At 54.5% G+C, this 20,952-nt stretch carries 32 protein-coding genes and 1 rRNA gene; 2 read left to right on the top strand and 31 right to left on the bottom strand.

Features of this window, described 5'->3' with window-relative positions; translation table 11 throughout:
* The 3 genes from ACFFT4_RS18015 to ACFFT4_RS18005 all read right to left on the bottom strand — a co-directional run.
* A 16S ribosomal RNA gene (locus ACFFT4_RS18015) occupies positions 1-200 on the bottom strand; the annotation flags it as partial.
* A 354-nt stretch (positions 201-554) separates the two neighbouring features.
* Entirely contained in the window at positions 555-785 is a 231-nt protein-coding gene (locus ACFFT4_RS18010; protein ID WP_378049977.1) for a hypothetical protein, read from the bottom strand.
* Between the two features lie 179 nt (positions 786-964).
* On the bottom strand, positions 965-1,576 hold the full coding sequence (locus ACFFT4_RS18005) for a stage II sporulation protein M (RefSeq protein WP_378049975.1): 612 nt from the start codon (positions 1,574-1,576) through the stop codon (positions 965-967).
* Between the two features lie 208 nt (positions 1,577-1,784).
* Here ACFFT4_RS18005 and pdaB point away from each other — a divergent pair, with 208 nt between their 5' ends.
* Positions 1,785-2,585 (top strand): polysaccharide deacetylase family sporulation protein PdaB, encoded by an 801-nt coding sequence (gene pdaB, locus ACFFT4_RS18000; RefSeq protein ID WP_378049972.1) that lies wholly within the window; start codon positions 1,785-1,787, stop codon positions 2,583-2,585.
* Here pdaB and ACFFT4_RS17995 read toward each other — a convergent pair.
* Positions 2,578-3,192 (bottom strand): KinB-signaling pathway activation protein, encoded by a 615-nt coding sequence (locus ACFFT4_RS17995; RefSeq protein ID WP_378049970.1) that lies wholly within the window; start codon positions 3,190-3,192, stop codon positions 2,578-2,580. The two genes, pdaB and ACFFT4_RS17995, sit on opposite strands and share 8 nt — an antisense overlap.
* 132 nt (positions 3,193-3,324) lie before the next feature.
* Here ACFFT4_RS17995 and gerD point away from each other — a divergent pair, with 132 nt between their 5' ends.
* Positions 3,325-4,029 carry a spore germination lipoprotein GerD gene (gene gerD / locus ACFFT4_RS17990; protein WP_378049968.1) on the top strand — a complete coding sequence of 235 codons (705 nt, stop codon included), beginning with the start codon at positions 3,325-3,327 and terminating at the stop codon, positions 4,027-4,029.
* 64 nt (positions 4,030-4,093) lie between these two features.
* On the opposite strand, the gene salA is transcribed toward gerD, so the two are convergent.
* The 27 genes from salA to rplX all read right to left on the bottom strand — a co-directional run bounded on the left by salA (position 4,094) and on the right by rplX (position 20,913).
* Positions 4,094-5,224, bottom strand: coding sequence for an iron-sulfur carrier protein/transcriptional regulator SalA (gene salA, locus ACFFT4_RS17985; protein ID WP_378049966.1), 1,131 nt, complete (start codon positions 5,222-5,224; stop codon positions 4,094-4,096).
* Between the two features lie 45 nt (positions 5,225-5,269).
* Positions 5,270-6,088: an N-acetylmuramoyl-L-alanine amidase CwlD gene (gene cwlD / locus ACFFT4_RS17980; protein ID WP_378049964.1), complete on the bottom strand. Its 819-nt coding sequence runs from the start codon at positions 6,086-6,088 to the stop codon at positions 5,270-5,272.
* 62 nt (positions 6,089-6,150) lie between these two features.
* Complete coding sequence (gene sat, locus ACFFT4_RS17975; protein ID WP_378049962.1) at positions 6,151-7,329, bottom strand: sulfate adenylyltransferase; 1,179 nt, start codon at positions 7,327-7,329, stop codon at positions 6,151-6,153.
* A gap of 44 nt (positions 7,330-7,373) precedes the next feature.
* Positions 7,374-8,066, bottom strand: coding sequence for a phosphoadenylyl-sulfate reductase (locus ACFFT4_RS17970; protein WP_378049960.1), 693 nt, complete (start codon positions 8,064-8,066; stop codon positions 7,374-7,376).
* A 176-nt stretch (positions 8,067-8,242) separates the two neighbouring features.
* Complete coding sequence (locus tag ACFFT4_RS17965; protein WP_378049958.1) at positions 8,243-8,995, bottom strand: Fic family protein; 753 nt, start codon at positions 8,993-8,995, stop codon at positions 8,243-8,245.
* A 175-nt stretch (positions 8,996-9,170) separates the two neighbouring features.
* Positions 9,171-9,563 (bottom strand): 30S ribosomal protein S9, encoded by a 393-nt coding sequence (gene rpsI / locus ACFFT4_RS17960; protein ID WP_378049956.1) that lies wholly within the window; start codon positions 9,561-9,563, stop codon positions 9,171-9,173.
* 18 nt (positions 9,564-9,581) lie between these two features.
* The gene (gene rplM, locus ACFFT4_RS17955) at positions 9,582-10,019 is read right to left on the bottom strand and encodes a 50S ribosomal protein L13 (protein ID WP_378049954.1); all 438 of its coding nucleotides are present in this window, start codon (positions 10,017-10,019) and stop codon (positions 9,582-9,584) included.
* A gap of 273 nt (positions 10,020-10,292) precedes the next feature.
* Complete coding sequence (truA, locus tag ACFFT4_RS17950) at positions 10,293-11,123, bottom strand: tRNA pseudouridine(38-40) synthase TruA (RefSeq protein ID WP_378049952.1); 831 nt, start codon at positions 11,121-11,123, stop codon at positions 10,293-10,295.
* Between the two features lie 93 nt (positions 11,124-11,216).
* Positions 11,217-11,582 (bottom strand): 50S ribosomal protein L17, encoded by a 366-nt coding sequence (rplQ, locus tag ACFFT4_RS17945; protein ID WP_378049950.1) that lies wholly within the window; start codon positions 11,580-11,582, stop codon positions 11,217-11,219.
* A gap of 33 nt (positions 11,583-11,615) precedes the next feature.
* Positions 11,616-12,560, bottom strand: coding sequence for a DNA-directed RNA polymerase subunit alpha (locus tag ACFFT4_RS17940; RefSeq protein ID WP_378049948.1), 945 nt, complete (start codon positions 12,558-12,560; stop codon positions 11,616-11,618).
* 169 nt (positions 12,561-12,729) lie between these two features.
* Positions 12,730-13,128: a 30S ribosomal protein S11 gene (gene rpsK / locus ACFFT4_RS17935; protein ID WP_378049946.1), complete on the bottom strand. Its 399-nt coding sequence runs from the start codon at positions 13,126-13,128 to the stop codon at positions 12,730-12,732.
* A gap of 16 nt (positions 13,129-13,144) precedes the next feature.
* Positions 13,145-13,513, bottom strand: coding sequence for a 30S ribosomal protein S13 (rpsM, locus tag ACFFT4_RS17930; RefSeq protein WP_094050606.1), 369 nt, complete (start codon positions 13,511-13,513; stop codon positions 13,145-13,147).
* Between the two features lie 25 nt (positions 13,514-13,538).
* Positions 13,539-13,652 carry a 50S ribosomal protein L36 gene (rpmJ, locus tag ACFFT4_RS17925; RefSeq protein WP_003333770.1) on the bottom strand — a complete coding sequence of 38 codons (114 nt, stop codon included), beginning with the start codon at positions 13,650-13,652 and terminating at the stop codon, positions 13,539-13,541.
* Positions 13,653-13,805: 153 nt separating this feature from the next.
* Positions 13,806-14,021, bottom strand: coding sequence for a translation initiation factor IF-1 (gene infA / locus ACFFT4_RS17920; protein ID WP_116065578.1), 216 nt, complete (start codon positions 14,019-14,021; stop codon positions 13,806-13,808).
* Between the two features lie 2 nt (positions 14,022-14,023).
* Positions 14,024-14,332, bottom strand: a complete 309-nt coding sequence (locus ACFFT4_RS17915; protein WP_378049943.1) for a hypothetical protein — start codon at positions 14,330-14,332, stop codon at positions 14,024-14,026.
* Positions 14,333-14,347: 15 nt separating this feature from the next.
* A complete protein-coding gene (gene map, locus ACFFT4_RS17910) occupies positions 14,348-15,094 on the bottom strand; it encodes a type I methionyl aminopeptidase (RefSeq protein ID WP_378049941.1) in 747 nt (248 codons plus the stop codon).
* A gap of 6 nt (positions 15,095-15,100) precedes the next feature.
* Positions 15,101-15,745 carry an adenylate kinase gene (locus ACFFT4_RS17905; protein WP_378049939.1) on the bottom strand — a complete coding sequence of 215 codons (645 nt, stop codon included), beginning with the start codon at positions 15,743-15,745 and terminating at the stop codon, positions 15,101-15,103.
* A 27-nt stretch (positions 15,746-15,772) separates the two neighbouring features.
* Positions 15,773-17,071 (bottom strand): preprotein translocase subunit SecY, encoded by a 1,299-nt coding sequence (gene secY, locus ACFFT4_RS17900; protein ID WP_378049937.1) that lies wholly within the window; start codon positions 17,069-17,071, stop codon positions 15,773-15,775.
* A complete protein-coding gene (rplO, locus tag ACFFT4_RS17895) occupies positions 17,071-17,514 on the bottom strand; it encodes a 50S ribosomal protein L15 (protein WP_378049935.1) in 444 nt (147 codons plus the stop codon). Before rplO ends, secY begins: the two co-directional genes overlap by 1 nt.
* A 40-nt stretch (positions 17,515-17,554) precedes the next feature.
* A complete protein-coding gene (rpmD, locus tag ACFFT4_RS17890) occupies positions 17,555-17,734 on the bottom strand; it encodes a 50S ribosomal protein L30 (protein WP_378049933.1) in 180 nt (59 codons plus the stop codon).
* A 13-nt stretch (positions 17,735-17,747) separates the two neighbouring features.
* Positions 17,748-18,245, bottom strand: a complete 498-nt coding sequence (rpsE, locus tag ACFFT4_RS17885) for a 30S ribosomal protein S5 (protein ID WP_378049931.1) — start codon at positions 18,243-18,245, stop codon at positions 17,748-17,750.
* Positions 18,246-18,274: 29 nt separating this feature from the next.
* Positions 18,275-18,640 (bottom strand): 50S ribosomal protein L18, encoded by a 366-nt coding sequence (gene rplR / locus ACFFT4_RS17880; protein ID WP_378049929.1) that lies wholly within the window; start codon positions 18,638-18,640, stop codon positions 18,275-18,277.
* Between the two features lie 61 nt (positions 18,641-18,701).
* Positions 18,702-19,244 carry a 50S ribosomal protein L6 gene (gene rplF / locus ACFFT4_RS17875; protein WP_378049927.1) on the bottom strand — a complete coding sequence of 181 codons (543 nt, stop codon included), beginning with the start codon at positions 19,242-19,244 and terminating at the stop codon, positions 18,702-18,704.
* Between the two features lie 30 nt (positions 19,245-19,274).
* Entirely contained in the window at positions 19,275-19,673 is a 399-nt protein-coding gene (rpsH, locus tag ACFFT4_RS17870) for a 30S ribosomal protein S8 (RefSeq protein ID WP_378049925.1), read from the bottom strand.
* A gap of 30 nt (positions 19,674-19,703) precedes the next feature.
* Positions 19,704-19,889 (bottom strand): type Z 30S ribosomal protein S14, encoded by a 186-nt coding sequence (locus ACFFT4_RS17865; RefSeq protein ID WP_027087364.1) that lies wholly within the window; start codon positions 19,887-19,889, stop codon positions 19,704-19,706.
* 92 nt (positions 19,890-19,981) lie between these two features.
* On the bottom strand, positions 19,982-20,524 hold the full coding sequence (gene rplE / locus ACFFT4_RS17860; RefSeq protein WP_378049922.1) for a 50S ribosomal protein L5: 543 nt from the start codon (positions 20,522-20,524) through the stop codon (positions 19,982-19,984).
* 35 nt (positions 20,525-20,559) lie between these two features.
* Positions 20,560-20,913 carry a 50S ribosomal protein L24 gene (rplX, locus tag ACFFT4_RS17855; protein ID WP_378049920.1) on the bottom strand — a complete coding sequence of 118 codons (354 nt, stop codon included), beginning with the start codon at positions 20,911-20,913 and terminating at the stop codon, positions 20,560-20,562.
* Between the last annotated feature and the right edge of the window lie 39 nt (positions 20,914-20,952).

Here is a 20,952-nt window from a genome sequence, read left to right as displayed (position 1 = left end):
TCATGCGACCAAACCGTTTATCCGGTCTTAGCATCCGTTTCCGAATGTTATCCCGATCTTGAGGGCAGGTTGCCTACGTGTTACTCACCCGTCCGCCGCTAAGTTACTCAAGAGCAAGCTCCATCATAACTCCGCTCGACTTGCATGTATTAGGCACGCCGCCAGCGTTCGTCCTGAGCCAGGATCAAACTCTCCATAATAGGACTCACCGAAGGTGATGTCCAAAGATCTTTCACGGCAGGGCTTCCAAAGGAAGTCCCGAGAGTGAAAGATCCCTTACAGAGCCTTTGAGGCTCATTTCCTGCTGGTATTGCTTGTTGTTTCTTACGCTCAATGTTCAGTTTTCAAAGAACAATCGGTATTTCCTTTTTCGCCCACCGCGTTAACGGCGACCTTTATAATGTATCACAGCTGACTAGCTCTTGGCAACAGGTATTTTCTGGTTCCTTGTTTTGCCGCTCTTTCAAACCTGCCAGCTCGTCCGCCCAAAAAGCGGGGCGAAAGCTAATTTATCATATAAGCATGATGCAGGTCAAGCTTTAATTGCGATTTTTTCAAGATTTGTGGCTTTGCGGCTTCAAGCCGAGCGCGTACCGGGATAATTCCCTTGGCGGAGCAATGCGGGCATACATCCGAAAAATGATTTTATACCGTCTCGTTATCGCTTCTTTAACCGGTCCGTCCAACCGGCGGTCGCTCATATCGAGCAGCATTTCGTCCATTTCCTTACGCAGCAAATAGTCGAATTCCTTGCATTCCTTGTCCGTAAACATCATACCGAGCATAGAGTGCGAACCCTCCCGTAATTATGCAGCTTAGAGGGCCGGAACTTTCGCCACATGAAACCCAGTGGAATGCTCCGGCGTGTTCTACTGTTATGCTCCTTTTCTGCCAACTTTATGACACCGGGATCCGGAAATCGAATCGTTCAAAGCTTTCGTCGGCAGTCAGTCGGCAGCCGGCCTCAGCTCTTCATCAGCCAATATGTAATCGTGCTCTCGACAACCGCGCCCAGCAGCAGCAGGGAAACGATAACGATCAGCGCCGGCACCGCTCCCGTCGCCGTGCGGACAAACGGGCTCCACGGCTCCTTTTTTCCGAAGGCGGACCCGAACACTCCTCCGATTAAAGTCATTCCGAACCGGATTCCGAACGCGCACGCCAAGAACACCGCGCTCATTTCCAGAATGCCGTGCGGGAGCAGCCCCTTGACGACAAGCTGAAATACGTTCTCTCCGCTCGCCGAGAAGCCCGCCAGCAAATAGCCGACCATCATTCCGTTGGCAATCAGCGTGTAGATCGGCATCAAGCCTGCGATAATGCCCATCCCCATAGCCATCAGCGAAGCGACGATATTGTTCACCGTGATCAGCAGAAAGGCCGTCATTTCGGGCGTGTCGGATTGCTGGATCGAGCCGGAGATCGAAGCGATCTTGCTCACCTGATCGTTCAAAAACTCCGTCGGAGCGTTGGGATTTCCCCCGATGACCATTCCGGCGAAAAACAGCATGATCGAGAAGATGAAGTACGGGCGGATTTCCTTCCAAGCAAGCAGCAAGCCTGCGCGAGTAAACATAAGCTTTTCCCCCAATTGGCCGGTTGTCCCCTTTGACGCTGTCGAATCGCGCCAGCGAATGTCCGGTACGGATTTTTGAGCTTTCTCTATACGAATATCTCTATGGGTCAAGCATACATTGATAGTATCCAAGTCCGCGGCTAGTCCAGTGTATAAGCAGGGAGAAGTCGTCAGACCATTTCACTCCGGAAAGGAGCCGATCGAATTCATGAATCCTTTTTTCGTTTTTAACGGACGACGCATCAAGAAGGTATTCTTCCTTACGGTGGCGGCCATTCTGTCCGTAGCCGTCATCTGGGTCGAGAAAAACAACCTGAGCGTCTTCGCGCCGCACCCTCCCGCCGCCGTCTATAACGTGCCGACCGACCGCAAGGTGATCGCCCTGACATTCGACATCAGTTGGGGAGAAAAAAGAGCCGAACCGATTCTCGAGATTCTGAAGGCGAAGAACGTGCAGAACGTCACCTTTTTCCTGTCGTCCCCCTGGAGCAAAGCCCACCCGGATCTGGTGAAAAAAATCGCCGAATCCGGCTACGAAATCGGCAGCCACGGCCATAAGCACGACAACTACAGCCAATACAGCGACGAGGAGATACGCCGCCAGATTACGATCGCGGACGGTATTTTACGGGATATGACCGGCAAGTCGCCCGCGCTGATCCGGCTGCCCAACGGAGACTTCGACAAACGCGTTCTTCGCATTGCCGACGAACTCAATTACAAAGTCATTCAATGGGACACCGATTCGCTGGATTGGAAAAACCCGGGGGCGGACTCGATCGTGAGCCGGGTCGTGGAGAACGCGCACGAGGGCGATATCGTTCTGATGCACGCCAGCGATTCCAGCAAGCAGACGCACCAGGCGCTGCCACTTATTATCGATCAGCTGCGCGCCAAAGGGTACGAATTCGTAACCGTATCGCAGCTGATCAACCAGACGGAAACCAAAAGCAAAGTCGTGCAGGACCGTTCCGCCTGGAACGAGCTGGCATCCCCTTACTTTATTTAGCCGAAGCGACGGCCGGCCGGGACTCGGTCGGCTGTCCCAATATTTTATGCAGCTGCATGATCTGGTAACCGTTGCAAATGAACAGCGGGATGAGCTGGTACATCAACGAGGACAGGTCCCCCGTTCGGAATGCGGGGATCGCTTCCAGCACGGTAATCGCGACCATGAAGAATATCGTCGGAATCCACGCCCCTGCCGATGTCTGGCTGACTTTAAACCAGGCGACCAGGGCCGAGCTGGCGAGCAGTCCCAGCGGAACGGCCCAGAACGTCACAGCCGGAAATTCGGAATCGTAAGTCCAGTAGGCGATCTCGAACAGGACGAACAAAGCCAGAAAGCCTTGAATCGCCACCCAGTAATACGGACGCTTGAAAATGCTGCGGGCGATGTAATTCAGCATCATGTACGCGAAAAAGCCCATATGCGCGAACGCTCCGAAGGTCATTCCGATCAGAGCCATCATCAGAACGTAGGATAACCACCCGCTCGCCTCGACGTTGCGAAAGTCGGGATTGAATAATTGAATGCACACGCTTCCTGCCACAGTGACGATAGCCCCGATTACAATCGTCATCCCGAATAATTTCATCCATTTGCGTAAGCTCAAGTGGGGAAACCTCCTCTAAGTAATCAACCTTCATTTTACCATGAACAAGCTAAAAAGCCATGAACAACTCCTTATATTCACAAGGTTGTCGAAGCATACTACAGCCATAACCCTATGAAGGGAGTGGACGGTATGCGATATCGCCTGCGAGGGCTCGGATGTCTGCTGGGGGTTTCTCTCCTGCTGACCTCATGCGGACAGGAATCCGGGGGCGGGGGCAATGCGCAAGTCAGTTATAAAGAAGTCAAATCGATGGTCATCGACATCCTGGGCTCCGAAGAAGCCCAGAAGGCGATGGAGAAAGCCTCCACCGCCCAGTACGGCGAAAGCACGCTGCAGATGAAAAGCATGACCCCGTCGGATCAGGCCCAGGTCAGACTGGTCGTGAAGGACGTTCTGACCGCGCCGGAATATTCGACCATTCTGGAAGGAATTATGCGCGACCCCAAGTTCGCGGGAGAATTCGCCAAGGCGGTCAGCAAAGACAACAAGCAGATCCATAAGGATCTGATGAAGGATCCGGCCTATCAGAAGGAACTCGTAGATATGTTCAAAACGCCGGAAATGGCCAAAATTTTATCCGACTCGATGAAAAATCCCGACGTTCGCAAGGTCATCATGGGCTCCGTTACCGAGCAGATGCAGAATCCTCTGTTCAAGCTGGAAATCATGAAGCTTCTGCAGAGCGTCGTGAAGGAAGAACTGACCCCGCAGGCCGAGAAAAAGCAGCAGAAGAAAGAGGGCCAAAGCGGCGGCGGTGAAAGTGCCGAAGGCGGGGGCGAGGAAGGCGGCGGCGAAGGCGAAGCGGAAGGCGACGGAGGAGAAAGCGAATCTTGACGCAGCAAAAGGCTATTCGCGGGACGGAATTCTTTCCGCTTCCGGAATAGCCTTTTCGTTTGCCTTATTTGCCGCAGCGGTCGATAACCGCTTGCGCCAGCGTTAAGTATTCGCGCCCGATTTCCGATTCCGCCTTGTATACCGACGGAGAGAAGTCCGGCTCTGCCGGATGGTTGTCGGGAGCTCCGAGCGGGAATTGCGCCAGCAGCTCCGTGCCGAGCGTCTCGGCCAGCTTGCCGCCGCCTCCGCGCCCGAATACGTACTCCCGCTCGCCCGTCGATTTGCTCTCGAAGTAGGACATGTTCTCGACGACGCCGATGATCTCGTGATTCGTCTTGATCGCCATCGCTCCGGCCCGGGCCGCGACGAACGCGGCGGTCGCGTGAGGCGTCGTGACGATGATTTCCTTGCTCTGCGGAATCATCTGGTGAACGTCCAAAGCCACGTCCCCGGTTCCCGGCGGCAGGTCGAGCAGCAGGTAGTCCAGCTCGCCCCAATCGATCTCCGCGAAGAAATTGCGCAGCATCTTCCCGAGCATCGGTCCGCGCCAGACGACGGGGCTGTTGTCCTCGACGAAGAAGCCCATCGAGATCACCTTCACCCCGAAACGTTCGATCGGCTTGATCTTGTCGCCGACCTGCTCCGGGCGCTCCTCGATGCCCATCATATCCGGAACGCTGAAGCCGTAAATATCGCTGTCGATCAGGCCGACCCGCTTGCCCTTGCGGGCCAGCGCAACGGCCAGATTGACCGTGACGGTCGACTTGCCGACGCCGCCTTTGCCGCTGGCGATCGCGATGAACTCCACGCCGCTCTCCGGATGGAGAATCGTATGCTGCTCCAGACCGGCTCCATGCCCCCGTACGGGAGCTTCCTGGGCCGGGGCCGCCGTCGCGGCTCCGGAAGCGGAGGAACCGCTCCCCCGGCCTCCTGCAGCCTCCGCCAGCTCGCGCTCCGTCATTGCGCGAACGCGAATATGGGGCTGAACGCCAGCGAGGCCGGAGAGCGCCTTGGCAATGTCCTCTTCCACGCCGGAAGCCTGTCCCAGGCTATCCGGATGAAGGACGACGGTCAGCGAGACGCCCGACTCCCGAATCATCATGTCCCGAACCAGCCCAAGAGCGGCGAGACTTCGTTTAAGGGTAGGCTCCAGCACGGGCTGCAGAGCCTCCAGTACATTTTCTTTGGTGACCACGAATTCGACCCCCATCACATTGTATTGCGTCCTATCCTATAAGCATTATAGCACAGGCTTGGCCGAATCACCGGATTGTACGGAGGACTCCGGCGTTCCGGACGCAAATTTGAGAATACCGCGGTAGATGGACGCCGCTACCTTCCGCTGGTACTCCTCGTCCGCAAGCAGATGGGCTTCCTCGGGATGCGACAGAAATCCGACTTCCACGAGCGCGGTCGGCATCTTCAGCGTCTTGAGCAGATAGACGGTATCGGCTTGCTTGGCGATCCGCTGCGTGTTGCCGAGCATGCTTCTCAGCTCGGTCTGGATATCCGCGGCCAGCCGCTTGCCTTCCGCATTACTGGCCGAATAGAACGTCTGCGCGCCGGACCATCTGGGAGAAGGGATGCTGTTCATGTGGATGCTGACGGTCAGATCGGCCTGCTTCTGGCTGACCTCGTCCGCTCTGCGCAGCAAATCCTCCGTTTTGCGGCGGGAGTAGCTCTTCGTCTCGGGCCGGGCCAGATCGTAATCGCCCTCCCTGGTCAACAGCACCAGCGCCCCGGCCTGCTGCAGATAATCCCGCAGATACAGCACGATGGCCAGGTTCAGGTCCTTCTCGATCACGCCCTCCCTGCTGACCGCTCCGCCGTCCGCGCCCCCATGTCCGGCGTCGAGGGCGATCACCTTGCCGGACAGCGGAAGCGTCCAATGCGTCCAAGTGCGCGACGACGGAATTTCGCTCAGGAACACGGTGGCGATCAGCGCCAGCAAGCAGAAGACGATGCCGAGCCTGAACAAAGCCTGCTTCGTGATCCAGACGACGACCCTTTGGCGGCTTTTCGGCAAGCGAAGCCGCGGTTTGCGATGTTCGTTTAACAAAATAAATCCACCTCGTCCCGGGAAAACTCCCTACATCATATGGGACAAGGCGGATTTTTATGTTAGATCGAATAGCTTTTGCTCGCTTCGGCCATGCCTTCGATCAGAATGGCGGCCACTTCCGGACGCGAAAACTCCGGCGGCGGGCAAATTCCCTCTCGCAGCAAAGCGCGCACCTTCGTGCCGGACAGCGTCAGATGGTCTTCCTTGCTGTGCGGGCACGTCTTGCTCGAAGCCATGTTCCCGCATTTCTTGCAGAAGAAGCTGTGCTCGAAATAAAGCGGCGTAATGCCGAGTTGTTCGGACGTAAACGTCTTAAGCAGATCCTGCGCTTCGTAGGTGCCGTAGTAGTCGCCCACGCCCGCATGGTCCCTGCCGACGATAAAGTGGGTGCATCCGTAGTTTTTGCGCACCAGCGCATGGAAGATCGCTTCACGCGGACCCGCGTAGCGCATGGCCGCCGGGAATACGCCCAGGAACACGCGGTCGTTCGGGTAATAGTTTTCCAGCAGGGCCAGATAACTCTTCATTCTGACGTTGGCCGGAACGTCGTCGGATTTCGTCTCCCCGACGAGCGGATTGAGGAACAATCCGTCGACGATTTCCATCGCCGCTTTTTGGATATATTCATGCGCCCTGTGCACGGGGTTGCGGGTTTGGAAGCCGACGACGCTCTTCCAGCCTTTCTCCGCGAAGATGCGCCGGGTTTCCGCGGGGTCGAAATAAAACTCGTTGAACTTCTCGGGAACGGGACGATTCAGCACTTGCACCGGTCCGCCGATATAGGTGTCCGGGCGGTCGAACAGCTTCACCACGCCGGGGTGCTCCATGTCGTCCGTCTTGAACACCTTCACGGCTTCGTGCCGCTTATCCGCTTTGTAGATGCTCTCTACGTCGATTACGCCGTAGACGACGCCGTCGCTCTCGCCGACCAGAGCCGCCTTCTGCCCCACGGACAGCTTCTTCGCGTAATCCTCCGAAACCGCCAGCGTAATCGGGATACTCCAGATCTCTCCGCTCGTCAGCTTCAAGTCGTTCACTACGGACAAGTAATCGTTCTCGTTCATAAATCCGGTCAACGGGCTGAACGCCCCGACGCCGATCAGATCCAGATCGGAGATCGTCCACGCATTGACGGGGATCGCTACCCATTCGGCGGCCTGGGCCAGCAGAGCCTCGCGTTCCTCCCCTTCGACTACCCGGTTAATCAACGTTCCACCGTGCGGCAATATTGCGCTCATCTTCTGAATGGCTCCTTCGTTAAGCGATAAATTTCCGTACTCTATTACTTATGCAAGCCGCACTCCGTTTTCTCATTGCCCGCCCAGCGTCCGGACCGCGGGTCTTCGCCCGGCATAACCGGTTTCGTGCAATACTCGCAGCCGATGCTCGGGAAGTTCTGATCGTGCAGCGGATTGTAGATCAAGTCGTTCTCCCGAATATACGCCCACACGTCTTCCGAGGTCCATGCGGCAATCGGATTAAACTTCACGAGCCCGAACTTGGTATCGTACTCCACTTTCTTTGCGTTGGCGCGGGTCGGCGCCTGATCACGGCGAATGCCGGTAATCCACGCTTCGTACCCGGAAAGCACGCGAGTCAGCGGCTCGACCTTGCGCAGGTTGCAGCAAGCGGTAGGATCGCTCTTCCACAGCTGGGCTCCGTATTCCGCCTCTTGCTGCTCCGGCGTCAGCTTGGATTTGACCTCGACGAACTTCAGGTTGTACCGCTCGGCAATGCGATCCCGCGTCTCGTACGTTTCCTTGAAATGAAAATCCGTATCCAGATAGAAAATATCCGTCGACGGGCTGATCTTCTGGATCATATCGACCAGCACGACGTCTTCCGCTCCGAAGCTGCACGCGAACGTAATGTTCGGGAACGTCTCGATCGCCCACGCGATAACGGTCTCGGCAGGCGCGTTCTCGAACTCCTCCGCTTTGACGCGAATCAGATTTTCCTTCTCGATCAAGTTCATTTTCTCTCGACCTCCACTTAAACCCTAGTATTTAAGTATGAATACACCCATTATACGCCTGCGACGGAAATACTTCAATCCAAAATAGATTAAAGTATATGCAAAACCCGCCGCATCAAACAAAAAAAGGAACGAATTTATCGTCCCTTCCGATGGAGAAAACAAGGTACCCTCCGCTATCCATTTAGTTTCTCCGCCATTTCCAATATAGCGATATACCGCTTCAATTCTTCCAGTACATATTCTTGAACAAGCTCGACGAGTTTCGAAGGATCGCCCTCATTCTCATGGTAGAATTTAAAACTGTCATAATATCTGCGCGTATCTTGAAATTTCACGTTGATTGGCGGATACCCGGCCGATAATAAATCAAGATTCATCAGCAGTCTGCCCGTCCGGCCATTGCCGTCAATAAACGGGTGAATGCTTTCGAACTTCAAATGAAAGGCTGCAATGCGCTCCACAACATGCATTTCATTCATGCGGGTATGATATTCGTCTATAAGCTGCTCCATCTTAAAAGGAATCTCGTATGGCTGTGAAGGCGTATAGTTGGAGCCCGTTATAATCACCGGTACGCTGCGATACTTCCCTCTCTCGCTCGAAATCCCCATTAGCACAAGGCTATGGATGTTCTTAATTATTTGTTCCGATAACGCCTGCTTCTCCTTCACCGTTTCTTCCACATAGTAATACGCTTCTTTATGTCCGACAGCCTCCAGATGATGACTCAAAGGCTTTTTGTCAATAGTGAGGCCTTCCTTTAGAACAAGCGAAGTTTCCTCCAACGTCAAAGTGTTTCCCTCGATTGCGTTGGAGTTATATACAAAATCAATCATGAAGTCCTCTGCCAGCCTCTTCACGCTATCTGCCGAAAGCGGGCGCAAGGATTTTAACTTGGTGAACAACTTATCCAATTCTTGAAACAATTTGTGCACCTACTTTTTTCAAATGTCTTTGGATTAATTATACATACACTCGTACAAAATTGAAACGAACGCAGCTGTGCGGATTATTTTATAACGTTGAACTTTTGACAAAAAAAAAGCCCTCGTCCCTTTGGAAATAACTCCAAAGAGGCGAAGGCCTTGATCCAGCTGTGTTTTAACGCTTCGAGAATTGAGGCGCGCGGCGAGCCGCTTTCAAGCCGTATTTCTTACGTTCCTTCATGCGCGGATCGCGAGTCAGGAATCCGGCTTTCTTCAGCGGGGAGCGAAGCTCCGGATCCGCTTTGATCAGAGCGCGGGAAATGCCGTGACGGATTGCGCCGGCTTGACCGGAAGTACCGCCGCCGTGCGCGAGCACGAGGATGTCGTACTTGCTGCCCGTTTCGGTCAGATTGAGCGGTTGCTTAACGATCAGCTTCAACGTCTCTACGTCGAAATAGTCGTTGATTTCACGCTTGTTGATAATGATGCGGCCTTCACCCGGCACGAGACGAACCCGCGCAACGGAGTGCTTGCGGCGACCCGTTCCTAAATATTGCACTTGAGCCATTCGAAAGTCCTCCTTTTATTATCCGCGAAGTTCGTAAACTTCAGGTTGTTGGGCTTGATGTGGATGTTCGCTGCCTGCGTACACTTTCAGCTTGCCTTGCAGCTGATGTCCGAGCTTGTTCTTCGGAAGCATGCCGTATACCGCCAATTCGATAATGCGGGCAGGCTTCTTGTTCAGCATTTCCTGAGCGGTCGTCGCTTTCAGTCCGCCCGGATAGTGAGAGTGCGTGTAGTATTTCTTTTGTTGCAGCTTCTTGCCTGTCAGAACGATTTTCTCCGCATTGATGACGATAACGAAATCTCCGGTATCGATGTGGGGAGTAAATTCCGGCTTGTGTTTGCCGCGGATCAAAGATGCAGCTTCGCTGGCCAGACGACCGAGAGTTTTGCCTTCGGCGTCGATGATGTGCCATTTGCGCTCGACTTCAAGCGGCTTAGCCATATAAGTAGTACGCATGAAACATCCTCCTTCGGGTATTTTCCCTGCTTGTATGGGGTACGTCGATTACATTTCGTTCATTATTCGCATAGTCATATCGGGTACTGCTTGCAAACGATGCGTCTGACTTGGATGTTGGAAACCGAATCGCTTCGATTCCGTCAAACACACCAAAAGATCGGCATTTCCGCGCTGGGGCCGTGGGTAGCCACGCAGAAAGCACAAAGATTATTGTACATGAAACCAGGCGTATATGCAAGCAACGATTAGCAAAAAATTAAAGTTTGCCGCTCATGTCGGCAGCTGCCCGTATACGACCTCCCACAGCGATAAGCCGTGCGGAACGGCCGTCGGTCCGGCCAACGCCCGATCGCGGGCGGCGAGGATGTCCGCGACGTTCTGCGGCTCTCGCTTGCCTTCGCCGACCTGAATCAACGTTCCCGCGATAATCCGCACCATGTTGTACAGAAACCCCGTTCCGGTCACGTACAGATGAACGATTCCTCTCGTCTTGCCGGGATAATGCCGCTCGTCCCACTCCCGGTTGTAGATCGGGTTCGCATACAGACCATCCGACTCCAGCCTGCTCTCAAGCTCCAGATTGGCCCGAACAATCGTGCGCACGTGGCTGGGCTTGGTCGATAGAGGCGACGTAAACGTGGAAAAGTCGTGCTCTCCGACCAGATACGCCAGTCCCTCCCTCATCGCTTCCAGATCAAGCGGGGTAGGATGGTGAAATTCATACCTTCTGCGAAACAAATCCGGCACCCGGTTGCAATTGATCGTATAGCGGTAGGTCTTGTTCAAGGCATGATGCCGGGAGTGGAAATTGTCGGGAACGAGATACGCGCTCTGAACGACGATGTCGCCGGGCAGTCTCGTATTCAGCGCGATCGCCCAGCGTTCGATCGGAATGCTCGACGACGTCAGGAAATTCACGACCTGGCATCTGGCATGCACGCCGGCATCCGTACGGCCCGATCCCAGCAGGCGCGCCCGCTCGCCGGACAGCTTGAAGATCGCCTCCTCAAGCTTGCCCTGAACGGTGCTCTCGCCCGGCTGGCTTTGAAATCCGCTATAGTCCGTTCCGTCATAGCTGACGATTAGAGCGATATTGCGCACGCCATCTCCTCCAGCCTGTCGTTAGCCGCCAAGTCCCACAAAAAAAGGATGATCCGAATGCGAGATTCGGTCCATCCTTTTTTGCTCCGCTGCTTACGCGCGGTCCACCAGCTCGAGATACACCATCGGAGCCGAATCTCCGCGGCGAGGTCCCAGCTTCAGAATGCGCGTATATCCGCCCGGACGCTCCGAATAACGCGATGCGAGCTCGGAGAACAGCTTTTGGATGGCGTCTTGCTCGCCATTCAGCGTCTCGCGACGAACGAACGCCGCCACTTGGCGACGAGCGTGCAAGTCGCCGCGCTTAGCCAACGTGATCAGACGCTCTGCGATCGAGCGAACTTCCTTGGCTTTCGCCTCGGTCGTCTGGATACGCTCATACAGGAACAGGTCGGTCGTCAGATCGCGGAACAATGCTTTCCGCGCGCTGGAATCGCGACTCAGTTTTTGATAAGCCATTTTGTTTTCCCTCCTTTGCTGCTGGTAACGATGCTATTCCTCAAAGCGCAAGCCGAGTCCCAATTCTTCGAGCTTCTCTTGAACTTCCTCCAGAGACTTGCGGCCCAGGTTGCGGACCTTCATCATGTCTTCCTCGGTTTTCGTGATCAGCTCTTGAACGGTGTTGATGCCGGCGCGCTTCAGGCAGTTGTAAGAACGGACGGAGAGATCGAGCTCTTCGATGGTCATCTCGAGCACTTTTTCCTTCTTGTCCTCTTCTTTTTCCTTCATCGTCTCGGTATCTTTGGCCTCATCCGTAAGTCCTACGAACAAGGAGAGATGGTCGGTCAAAATTTTGGCGCCCAAGCTCACCGCTTCTTCAGGCCGGATGCTGCCGTCGGTCCATACCTCAAGCGTAAGCTTGTCGTAGTTCGTGACCTGGCCGACACGCGTATTCTCGACTTGATAGTTGACGCGGGTAATCGGGGTATAGATCGAATCGACCGGAATGACGCCGATCGGCTGATCTTCCTTCTTGTTTCGATCCGAAGGGACGTAACCGCGGCCTACGCGCGCGAAAATGCGCATGTGAAGCCGGGCTCCCGAAGCCAGAGTCGCAATGTGCAAATCCGGATTCAGAATTTCGACGTCGCTGTCCGCGCGAATATCGCCGGCCGTTACGACTCCGTCGCCTTCCGCATCGATCTCGAGCACTTTCTCCTCGTCCGAGTGGATCTTCAGCGACAAGCGCTTCAGATTGAGGATAATTTGCGTTACATCCTCGATCACACCCGGAATCGTGGAAAATTCATGAAGCACGCCGTCGATCTGTACCGATACTACGGCGGCGCCCGGCAAGGACGACAGCAGAATGCGGCGGAGAGAGTTGCCGAGCGTCATGCCGTAGCCGCGCTCCAGCGGCTCCACGACAAAACGCCCGTATCTCTTGTCATCATGAATTTCCACGGAATCGATTTTTGGTTTCTCGATTACTATCATAACCAAAACCTCCTTCAAAACGTCGCAGACGTTGCCTTTGTTCCCCCGACGAAAGCTTTCGTCTTCATTCACATAGAGAAATGTTTATAGGGTAAACCGTGTAGTATGCCTAACCGTTACAACCATTATTCTCAAGTTGTTCTTGTTTGATACCACAACAGCAACGTTGTTAAACGCGGCGGCGTTTCGGAGGACGGCAACCGTTATGCGGGATCGGCGTTACGTCTCTGATCATGCTGACTTCAAGACCGGCAGCTTGCAACGAACGAATCGCGGCTTCGCGGCCTGCGCCGGGACCTTTAACGGAAACCTCAACCAAACGCATTCCATGTTCCATCGCAGCGCGAGCCGCGGATTCGGCAGCCATCTGAGCTGCGAACGGCGTGCTCTTACGGGAACCTTTGAAACCGAGGTTACCGGAGCTTGCCCAGGAAATGGCATTGCCGTGCGGGTCCGTAATCGTAACGATCGTATTGTTGAACGTGGAACGGATATGTGCCACGCCGGAGTCGATGTTCTTCCGATCACGACGCTTGGTACGAACGACTTTCTTGCCCTTTTGTGCCATGTTTTGTTATCCCCCCTTATTTCTTCTTGTTCGCTACCGTACGACGCGGACCTTTGCGTGTACGAGCGTTCGTCTTCGAACGTTGTCCGCGAACCGGAAGACCGCGGCGGTGACGGATGCCACGATAGCAGCCGATTTCGATCAGCCGTTTGATGTTTAGTGCAATTTCGCGACGCAGGTCGCCCTCGACCTTCACTTCTTTGTCGATCGTTTCGCGCAGACGAGCCAACTCGTCTTCGGTCAGATCACGAACGCGAGTGTCGGGATTGACGCCCGTGGACGCCAGCACCTTCTGGGAAGTGGACTTGCCAATTCCGAAGATGTACGTCAGGGCGATTTCCACGCGCTTGTCGCGCGGGAGGTCAACACCAGATATACGTGCCATAGTTTAGAGGCACCTCCTTCTATCGTTAGCCTTGTTTTTGTTTATGCTTCGGGTTTTCGCAAATAACCATCACGTTACCTTTGCGGCGAATGACTTTGCATTTTTCGCAAATCGGTTTGACCGACGGTCTCACCTTCATGATAATACCCTCCTTAATTGTGCGATCCGAACGTGCGCGTCTTCGACGTCGCGGTCCGGTCGTCACGAGTGCGATCCGAACGTGCGCGTTCTTTGACGTCGCGGTTCGGTCGTCACGGGTGTGACAGCGACTGTTGTCACGGAGCGAACGAACTTATTTGCGGTACGTAATGCGACCGCGCGTCAGGTCGTAGGGAGACAATTGAATAACCACTTTATCCCCCGTCAGAATCCGTATGAAATGCATCCGGAGCTTGCCGGAAACATGAGCAAGGATTTGATGTCCGTTCTCGAGCTCTACCTTGAACATGGCATTCGGCAACGGTTCAACGACCGTACCTTCCACCTCGATGACGTCCTCTTTGGCCACCGTCATTCTCCTTTCTCTTCAGCATGCGTTTCGAGCCGTCGTTCAACTTGACCGATAGCGAACCGAAGCTTCGCGTTGGTTACGCGTCCAGTGTCGCGAATGCTGCTGGCGACTTCCTCGCTTCGGACTCCGATCCGTTCGAGATGCAGCACGTTTTTGCGTTTGGGCCGATCGAAGCGGCGTTTATCGCCGTCGGCCACGAGCGCGAACCGCTCCTCGACGAGGGCGATCACGACCGCTAGCTCACCTTCGTCTTTGCCACGCCGGCTTCTTACGAGATCGCCGGGCGCAAGCTTCACTTGTACCGTCATATCCTTCACCTGGCTTTACGCACGGGTCAATATTTCGTACCCGTCATCGGTCACGGCAATCGTATGCTCGAAATGCGCGCACAGGGATCCGTCCACCGTAACGACCGTCCAATTGTCGGACAAGGTCTTCACGTAGCGTTCTCCCAGATTCACCATCGGTTCGATCGCGAGCGTCATTCCCGGCTTCAGTCTCGGTCCCCGATCCGGCGCTCCGTAATTCGGAATTTGCGGTTCTTCGTGAAGAGCCGCGCCTACGCCATGACCGACATATTCTCTGACGACGGACATGCCGGCGTCTTCGATGACCTTCTGAATGCCGTGGGAAACCGTGAACAGCCTGACGTCCGGGCGGACCAACTCAAGTCCCGCATAGAGGGAAGCTTCGGTCACGTCCAGCAATCTTTGGGCTTCGCCGCTGATCTGCCCGACTCCGTACGTCCATGCGGAGTCGCCGTGATACCCTTGATACTGTGCGCCGATATCGATGCTGATGATGTCGCCTTCTACGAGCTTCCGCGGTCCGGGGAACCCATGCACGAGTTCCTCGTTCGTGGAGGCGCATATGCTGGCGGGAAAACCGTTGTAACCTTTGAAAGAGGGAACGGCGCCTTGGCTTCGGATGAACGCGTCGGCGATACGATCCAGTTCGGCGGTCGTAACCCCGGGAACGATCGCTTGTTTCATCAAGCGATGCGTCTCCGCGACAATTCGGCCCGCCTCACGCATTAAGTTCAACTCTTTCTCGGACTTGATCACGATCATGGCCGATTAACCTCTGAGCAAGGACGCGATGTCGGATGTTACCGCATCGATATCCTTCTCTCCATCGACTTCTCGGAGCAACCCTTTGTCGCCGTAATACGTCAGCAGCGGAGCCGTCTTGCTCGCATATTCGTCAAGACGCGTGCCCACCTTCTCCTCCGTATCGTCGGAACGCTGATACAGCTCTCCCCCGTCCTTGTCGCAGATGCCTTCCTGCTTCGGAGGGTTGAAAACAATATGATACGTTGTGCCGCAAACTTTGCAGATCCGTCTTCCGGTCAAGCGGGCCAGCAAAAAGCCGCGGTCCACCTTGAGGTTGATGACATGGTCGATTTTGCGACCCATTTCGGCAAGCATGCCGTCCAGCGCTTCGGCTTGGGCGATCGTCCGGGGAAAGCCGTCGAGCAGAAATCCGCTCTCGCAGTCCTTCTCCGCAAGTCGATCGCGCACGATGCCGTTCGTCACTTCGTCCGGAACGAGAAGACCTTGGTCGACGTACTCCTTGGCCTTCTGCCCCAGCGGCGTGCCTTGCTTCATGGCTAAGCGAAACGCATCACCGGTCGAGATGTGCGGAATGCCGAATTGCGCGACGATCCGCTCTGCCTGCGTTCCTTTACCGGCGCCAGGAGGCCCCATAAACAAGATGTTCATTGCTGTTCCTCCTGTCCGTCTCGAAGATTACTTATTGATGAACCCTTTGTAGTGGCGTTTGATCAGCTGGCTCTCGATTTGCTTCATCGTCTCAAGCGCAACCCCGACTACGATGAGCAGCGAGGTGCCGCCCAGTTGAACCGTACGAGGAAGATCCGCAAGATATCCGAAGAATACCGGCAGAACCGAGATCAAAGCCAGGAAGATCGCGCCGGCAAGCGTGATGCGGGTAATGACCCGCGTCAGGAATCCGGCGGTCGGCTTGCCCGGACGAATGCCCGGAATGTAGCCGCCGTTCTTCTTCATGTTGTCGGCCAACTGTTGAGGGTTGAACTGAACGAACGTGTAGAAGAACGTAAAGCCGACAATCAGCAGCACGTACAGGACCATGCCAAGCGGCTTGTCGTAGTACAGGTGGCTGATGATCCACTGCGCCCAAGCCTGGTTTGCCCAGAACTGCGCAATCGTAATCGGGAACATCAACAGCGATACCGCGAAAATAACCGGGATAACGCCGGCGCCATTCACTTTAAGCGGAATGTGCGTCGATTGGCCGCCGTACATTTTCTGTCCGACAACCCGTTTTGCGTATTGAACCGGGATTTTGCGCACCCCTTGCTGAATGAAGATGACGCCCGCGATGATCAGCACGACCACGATCAGGATGATCAGCACCTTCACGATGTTCAAGAACAGTTGGCTGGAATCTACGAATTGGGTTTCGTAAATGTCGCGAACGTGCTTGGGCATGGAGGCGATAATCGCCGCGAAGATCAGGATCGAAATCCCGTTGCCGATGCCTTTCTCGTTGATCTGCTCGCCGAGCCACATCAGGAACGCGGTACCTGCCGTCAATACGATGGCAATCATAAGATACGTCGCCACATTCGCATCGATGACCATTTCGTAAGCGTACATCCGGTTAAAGCCGATTGCCGTTGCGAAAGCCTGGATAAGACCCAGAACAATCGTTCCGTAACGAGTGATCTGAGCCAGCTTGCGCTTGCCGTTCTCGCCTTCCTTCTGCCATTCCGAGAACTTCGGAATAACGTCCATGGAGAGCAGTTGAACGATGATGGAAGCCGTGATGTACGGCGTGATCCCCAGAGCAAAGATCGAGAAGTTGAACAGCGCACCGCCGGAGAATGTGTTCAGAAGGCCGAACAGGTCTGCACCCGCTTGGTCGGCCATCGTCAGAACGTCTTTGTTAATGTTCGGGACCGGGATGAAGGAACCGATACGATAAATTAACAGGATGAAAAGGGTGAAGAGGATCCTCTTGCGAAGGTCCTCGACTTTCCAAATGTTAGTGACGGTCGCGAACATTAGATCACCTCGGTTTTACCGCCGGCGGCTTGAATTTTTTCTGCTGCAGACTGAGAGAACTTATGAGCTTTAACAGTCAGCTGCACGTTCAGATCGCCATTGCCCAGAATTTTAATTCCGTCTTTCGCGTTTTTCAGAATGCCTTCGCTCAGAAGCAATTCCGGCGTCACTTCCGTTCCCGCCGCAAAACGGTTCAACTGGTCAAGATTGACGATCGCGAATACAGTCGCGAAACGATCGTTGTTGAAACCGCGCTTAGGAACCCGACGGTACAACGGGTTTTGTCCGCCCTCGAAACCGGGACGTACTCCGCCGCCGGAACGAGCGTTCTGCCCTTTGTGACCGCGACCGGACGTTTTGCCGAGGCCGCTGCCGGCGCCGCGCCCGACCCGCTTGCGAGTGGACTTGGAGCCTGCGTTAGGAGACAGCTCATGCAATTTCATCGTACGTCGCACCTCCTTGATTTTTATGCTTGGTATTGACTTACACTTCTTTAACTTCAATCAGGTGACTGACCGTATTGATCATGCCGCGGATCGCGACATTGTCTTCCTTGACTACGGACGAATGCAGCTTGCCGAGGCCCAGAGATTTCACCGTTTGGCGCTGATTCTCGGGACGGCCGATCAAACTGCGAACGAGGGTAATTTGAACCTGTGCCATCTGTTTCCCCTCCTTAGCGGAATAGCTCTGCAACGGTTTTTCCGCGCAGTTTCGCTACGTCTTCGGCGCGTTTCAGGCGAGACAATCCTTCCAACGTCGCATTAACCATGTTGATGGAGTTGGAGGACCCCAGCGATTTCGTCAAAATATCGCCGACTCCAGCCAGTTCGAGCACCGCGCGGACCGGTCCGCCCGCGATAACGCCCGTACCTTCCGAAGCTGGTTTCAACAACACTTTGCCGGCGCCGAAACTTCCCATAACGGCGTGCGGAATCGTCGTTCCAACGAACGGTACGAAGACCAGATTTTTCTTGGCGTCTTCGACGCCTTTGCGAATCGCGTCAGGAACTTCGGACGCTTTGCCGATGCCCGCGCCAACCCAGCCTTTGCCGTCTCCGACAACGACGAGTGCGCTGAAGCTGAAGCGGCGTCCGCCCTTGACGACTTTGGAGACACGGTTAATTTGCACCATTTTCTCCGTCAGTTCCAATGTGTTCGGATCTACACGCAAGTCGTTTACCTCCTTGTGTCAAAAGTGAATTAAAACTGTAAACCGGCTTCGCGTGCAGCATCCGCCAGTGCTTGAATACGTCCGTGATACAGGTAGCCGCCGCGATCGAACACGACGCTCTCGTACCCTTTATCCTTCGCGCGTTTGGCGATCAATTCGCCAACCTTGCGTGCAGCTTCCACATTGCCGCCGTTTCCGACCTCAACAAGCTCCTTGTCGACTGTCGATGCGCTGGCCAGCGTTACGCCTTTAACGTCATCGATCAGTTGAGCGTAGATGTGCTTGGAGGAACGAAACACGGACAGACGTGGACGCTCGTTTGTCCCGCTGATTTTCTTACGAACCCTAAGGTGTCTTTTCAGACGAGCCTTGTTTTTATCGGCTTTGGTAATCATCCGCATTTACACTCCCTTCATTGGATTAACGCCGCGCGGCCCTTAAGCCGCCGCGTTCGTCTTATTTCTTCTTGCCTGCTTTACCCTCTTTACGGATAATGCGTTCGCCTTCGTACTTGATTCCTTTGCCTTTGTAAGGCTCAGGAGGACGAACGGAGCGAATTTTAGCAGCGATCTCGCCAACGGCTTCTTTATTGATGCCTTTAACGATGATTTTGTTCTGAGCAGGAACCTCGAATTCAATTCCGTTCTCAGGAACGAACTCAACCGGGTGAGAATAACCGACGTTCAGTACCAGCTTCTCGCCGGACTTGCTCGCACGGTAACCTACACCGACCAGCTCGAGGTTTTTCGCATAACCTTCCGTTACGCCGCTGACCATGTTGGCCACTACGCTGCGGGTCGTTCCGTGCAGAGCACGGTGAAGCTTGTTATCGGAAGGACGTTCGACAGTAATGACATCGGACTCGTACGAAACTTTCATATCGCCGTGCAGCGCGCGGGACAAAGTTCCTTTCGGTCCTTTGATCGTAATGACGTTATTATCCAGGTTCACGTTCACGCCGTTAGGCACCTGAATCGGTTTGCGTCCAATACGGGACATGGGTACACCTCCAATCGTGTGACAGTTAAATTACCAAACGTAGCAGAGCACTTCGCCGCCGGATTTGCCTTGACGGGCTTCCTTGTCGGTGATGATGCCTTTGGATGTGGAAATGATCGCGATGCCGAGGCCACCCAACACGCGCGGCACTTCATTCGACTTCGTGTATACGCGCAGGCCGGGCTTGCTGATGCGCTTAAGGCCCGTAATAACGCGCTCGTTGTTCGGTCCGTATTTCAGGAAAATGCGGATCAAACCTTGTTTGTTGTCTTCCACGTACTCGGCGTCACGGATAAAGCCTTCGCGCTTAAGGATTTCGGCAATTTGCTTCTTCACTTTAGACGCAGGCAATTCCACAGACTCATGACGCACCAGATTCGCGTTGCGAATGCGCGTCAACATATCTGCAATAGGATCAGACATAACCATGGGGTAAACCTCCTTCCCGAACTAGGCTGATTACCAGCTCGCTTTTTTAACGCCAGGAATCTGGCCCTTATACGCTAACTCGCGGAAACAGATCCGGCAGATTTTGAACTTTTGCAGAACGGAATGCGGACGTCCGCAGCGTTCGCAGCGCGTGTAAGCTTGGACTTTAAACTTCGGCGCGCGTTGCTGCTTGATTTTCATCGATGTTTTTGCCACTTGCCTTCACACCTCCATTAGGTAACCTTTTGCTATTGACGGGGGTATCGTAGGACGCATACCCGAGCAGTCGACGAAGTCGACGACCAGGGTCACTTCGCAAACGGCATACCCAATTGGGTGAGCAGCTCACGCGCTTCTTCGTCCGATTGTGCCGTCGTAACGATGACGATATCCATCCCGCGAACTTTATCGATCTTGTCGTATTCGATCTCCGGGAAGATCAGCTGTTCCTTCAAACCGAGCGTGTAGTTGCCGCGGCCGTCGAACGACTTGGTCGATACGCCGTGGAAGTCGCGCACGCGAGGAAGAGAAATGTTGAACAGCTTATCCAGGAAGTGATACATCCGTTCGCCGCGCAGCGTTACCTTAACGCCGATCGGCAAGTTCTCCCGCAGACGGAAGCCTGCGATCGATTTCTTGGCCCGCGTAACCACAGGCTTCTGGCCGGCAATCTTCTGCATGTCCTCAACCGCGAAATCGATGATCTTGGAGTTGGCGACCGCTTCGCCGACACCCATGTTGATGACGACTTTCTCGATTTTCGGCACTTGCATAACGGATTTGTAGCTAAACTTCTGCATCAGCGCAGGAGTGATTTCATTCAGGAAACGTTCCTTCATTCTTGCTGCCATGAGTCACAATGACCTCCTTTCCGTTCTTGCTTCGATTAGTCGATCGATTCTCCGGAACGTTTTGCGACCCGGACTTTCTTGCCGTTATCGAGCGTTTTGTAGCCGATACGAGTCGGTTTGCCGCTCTTGGGATCGATATGCATGACGTTCGAAGCGTGAATCGGAGCTTCGCGTTCGATGATACCGCCTTGCTGGTTTTGCGGGTTCGGGCGAGTATGACGCTTGATCATATTCACGCCTTCGACAAGAACGCGATTCTCGCGCGGGTAAGCGGCGATAATGCGGCCTTTCTTGCCTTTGTCTTTGCCGGAGATGACGATCACGTTGTCGTCTTTCTTCACGTGCAGTTTATTGTTGTGCGATTCAAGCACTTTTTTCAGACGGGGCATGGGTACACCTCCTTGAGTGTTTCTCCATCGGTGCGCTCC

This window comes from Cohnella cellulosilytica, assembly GCF_042431195.1.
Lineage (GTDB): Bacteria > Bacillota > Bacilli > Paenibacillales > Paenibacillaceae > Cohnella > Cohnella cellulosilytica.
Note: the sequence above shows the minus strand (reverse complement) of the source record. Positions and strands in the feature narration are given on the sequence as shown.